This window comes from Acidiphilium sp. PM (assembly GCF_000219295.1).
GTDB classification, from domain to species: domain Bacteria; phylum Pseudomonadota; class Alphaproteobacteria; order Acetobacterales; family Acetobacteraceae; genus Acidiphilium; species Acidiphilium multivorum.
The window spans coordinates 1-3372 of the sequence record NZ_AFPR01000179.1 but is presented as its reverse complement, the minus strand read 5'-3'; the positions used below and the strand labels follow the sequence as shown (position 1 = coordinate 3372).

Annotated in this window: 1 protein-coding gene and 2 pseudogenes; 2 read left to right on the top strand and 1 reads right to left on the bottom strand. The window is 68.2% G+C overall.

Annotation, left to right across the window (positions count from 1 at the left end; genetic code table 11):
- Positions 1 to 190, top strand: a pseudogene (locus APM_RS22330) (DNA polymerase III subunit delta); the annotation flags it as partial.
- Between the two features lie 19 nt (positions 191 to 209).
- On the opposite strand, the pseudogene APM_RS23100 reads toward APM_RS22330, so the two are convergent.
- A pseudogene (locus APM_RS23100) lies at positions 210 to 314 on the bottom strand (hydantoinase/oxoprolinase family protein); the annotation flags it as partial.
- Positions 315 to 484: 170 nt separating this feature from the next.
- Between APM_RS23100 and uvrA the strand changes: the two are divergent.
- On the top strand, positions 485 to 3358 hold the full coding sequence (uvrA, locus tag APM_RS08590) for an excinuclease ABC subunit UvrA (RefSeq protein WP_007422974.1): 2874 nt from the start codon (positions 485 to 487) through the stop codon (positions 3356 to 3358).
- Positions 3359 to 3372: the final 14 nt, after the last annotated feature.

Genomic DNA, 3372 nt, shown 5'->3' with positions numbered 1-3372 from the left:
GCCGCCGGTGTTCTTCAAGCGCCAGCCGGTCGTGATGAAGGCGGTGGCGCGCTGGCGGGAGCCGGCGATCATGGCGGCGATCGAACGGGGCCTGCGCGCCGAGGCGGACTGCAAGCGCACCGGGGCGGTGCCCGAGGCGATCGTGCGGCAGATGCTGCTGGGGCTCGCGCAGCGCGCCGCCCGCGCCTGAGGTTCAGGCGCCGTAGCCGCCGCACGCCGGCGATCTCGGTCTCGAAGGAACGGGCATAGGCGCCGTCGCAGAGCGCGACATCGGTCGAGGTTCCGCCCATGTCGAAGCCGACGATGCGGGTGAAGGTGCCGCCGCGATCGATCCAGAACTGCCACGGCCCGCCCATGAACCCGCCTCTTGACGATGCGCGCGCCTGTCCATCATGCGTCCGCCGGGCGCGCATCTGCCTCCACCCCCTTTCCAGCATGCGCGGACGGGGCCATATCGTCGCGGGGACATTTCGGGAACATGGCTATGGCAGGGTCGGGCTACATCACCGTGCGCGGCGCGCGTGAGCACAATCTGAAGAACATCGACGTCCGCATCCCGCGCGACCAGCTCACCGTGATCACCGGGCTGTCCGGCTCCGGCAAGTCCTCGCTCGCCTTCGACACGATCTATGCCGAGGGGCAGCGCCGCTATGTCGAGAGCCTGTCCGCCTATGCGCGGCAGTTCCTCGAACTGATGGGCAAGCCGGATGTGGACAGTATCGAGGGGCTCTCGCCGGCGATCTCGATCGAGCAGAAGACGACCTCGCGCAACCCGCGCTCCACGGTTGGCACCGTCACCGAAATCCACGACTACATGCGCCTGCTCTGGGCCCGCGCCGGCGTGCCCTATTCGCCGGCGACCGGCCTGCCGATCGAGGCGCAGACGGTGAGCCAGATGGTCGACCGGGTGATGGCGATGGCGCCCGGCACCCGCCTGCTGCTGCTCGCCCCGGTGGTGCGCGACCGCAAGGGCGAATACCGCAAGGAACTCGCCGAATTGCAGCGCCGCGGCTTCACCCGCGTGAAGGTGGACGGCAAGCTCTACGAGATTGCCGAGGTGCCGGCGCTCAACAAGAAGATCAAGCACGAGATCGAGGCGGTGGTGGACCGCATCGTCGTGCGCGAGGGCGCGGAACAGCGGCTTGCCGATTCCTTCGAGACCGCGCTCGCCCTCTCGGATGGCATCGCCTATGCCGAGAACGCCGACACAGGGGAGCGCACGGTGTTTTCCGCCCGCTTCGCCTGCCCGGTCTCCGGCTTCACGATCGAGGAGATCGAGCCGCGCCTGTTCAGCTTCAACTCGCCGCACGGCGCCTGCCCCGAATGCGCCGGGCTCGGCACCGAGACCGTGTTCGACCCCGCGCTGATCGTGCCCGACGAGCGCCGCTCGCTCGCCGACCAGGCCATCGCCCCCTGGGCCAACGCGCAGTCGCCCTATTACGACCAGACGCTGGCCTGCCTCGCGAAGCATTTCCGGGTGAAGCTGACCACGCCCTGGGAAGACCTGCCCGAGACGGTGCGCGAGGCGATCCTGTTCGGCGCCGGCAAGACGGAGATCGACTTTTCCTACAAGGACGGGGTGCGCGCCTATACCGTCACCCGCCCGTTCGAGGGGGTGGTGCGCAATCTCGAACGCCGGATGCGCGAGACCGACAGCGTGTGGGTGCGCGAGGAGCTGGCGCGCTACCAGGCCGAGCAGCCCTGCCGGCGCTGCCAGGGCGCGCGCCTGCGCGACGAGGCGCTGGCCGTCCGGGTTGCCGGGAAAAACATCGCCGAGGCCTCGGATCTTTCGATCCGCGAGGCGCGCGACTGGTTCGCCACCGTGCTCGACACGCTGACCCCGCAGCGCCAGGACATCGCCCGCCGCATCCTCCGCGAGATCAACGAGCGGCTGCAATTCCTCGTCGATGTCGGGCTCGACTATCTCTCGCTCGCCCGCAGCTCGGCCACGCTGTCGGGCGGGGAAAGCCAGCGCATCCGCCTCGCCAGCCAGATCGGCTCCGGCCTGACGGGCGTGCTCTACGTTCTCGACGAACCCTCGATCGGCCTGCATCAACGCGATAACGAACGGTTATTGGGCACGCTGCGCCGGCTGCGCGATCTCGGCAACACGGTGCTGGTCGTCGAGCATGACGAGGATGCGATCCGCAGCGCCGACCACGTGATCGATATCGGTCCGCGCGCCGGCGTGCATGGCGGCGAGCTGGTCGCCGAGGGCACCGTCGCGGACATCGCCGCCAATCCGCGCTCGCTCACCGGCGACTATCTCTCCGGGCGACGTTCCATTGCGGTTCCGGAACGGCGACGGCCGGTCGATCCCGCGCGGATGCTGAAACTCGTCGGCGCCCGCGGCAACAATCTCAAGACCGTCACCGGCGAATTCCCCCTCGGCGTGTTCACCGCCATCACCGGCGTCTCCGGCGGCGGCAAGTCCACCCTGGTGATCGACACGCTCTACAAGGCGGTCTCCCGCCGGCTGATGGGCTCGGGGCAGGTGCCCGCGCCGTTCGAGCGGCTCGACGGGCTCGACCTGCTCGACAAGATCATCGAGATCGACCAGTCGCCGATCGGCCGCACCCCGCGCTCCAACCCCGCGACCTATACCGACCTGTTCGCCCCGATCCGCGACTGGTTCGCCGAACTGCCGGAAAGCCGCGCGCGCGGCTACAAGTCCGGCCGCTTCTCCTTCAACGTCAAGGGCGGGCGCTGCGAAGCCTGCCAGGGCGACGGGGTGCTGAAGATCGAGATGCACTTCCTGCCCGACGTCTTCGTCACCTGCGACACCTGCAAGGGAAAACGTTACAATCGCGAAACGCTTGAAATCCGCTTCCGGGAGAAATCCATCGCCGATGTGCTCGACATGAATGTCGACGAGGCGATGGGCTATTTCTCCGCCCAACCCCGCATCCGCGACCGGCTCGAACTGCTCGGCAAGGTCGGGCTCGGCTATATCAAGCTCGGCCAGGCGGCCACGACCCTTTCCGGCGGCGAGGCGCAGCGGATCAAGCTCGCCAAGGAACTCGCCCGCCGCGCCACCGGCCGCACGCTCTACATCCTCGACGAGCCGACAACCGGCCTGCATTTCGAGGATGTGAGGAAATTGCTGGAGGTTCTCCATGCGCTGGTGGATGCCGGCAATACCGTGATCGTGATCGAGCACAATCTGGAAGTGATCAAGACCGCCGACTGGATCATCGATCTCGGCCCCGAGGGCGGGGATGGCGGCGGCGAGATCGTCGCTGCCGGCACGCCGGAAGAGGTCGTGACGAACGAGCGGTCTCATACCGCGAGCTTCCTCGCGCCCCTGTTGCCGAAGCCGGCGGCGCGGAGCGCCGGGCGGCGTCGCAAGGTGGCGTGATGCTGCCGGCCTGG

Coding starts and splice junctions, on each gene's coding strand:
- uvrA (WP_007422974.1), top strand. CDS start 485: ATGGCAGGGTCGGGCTACATCACCGTGCGCGGCGCGCGTGAGCACAAT.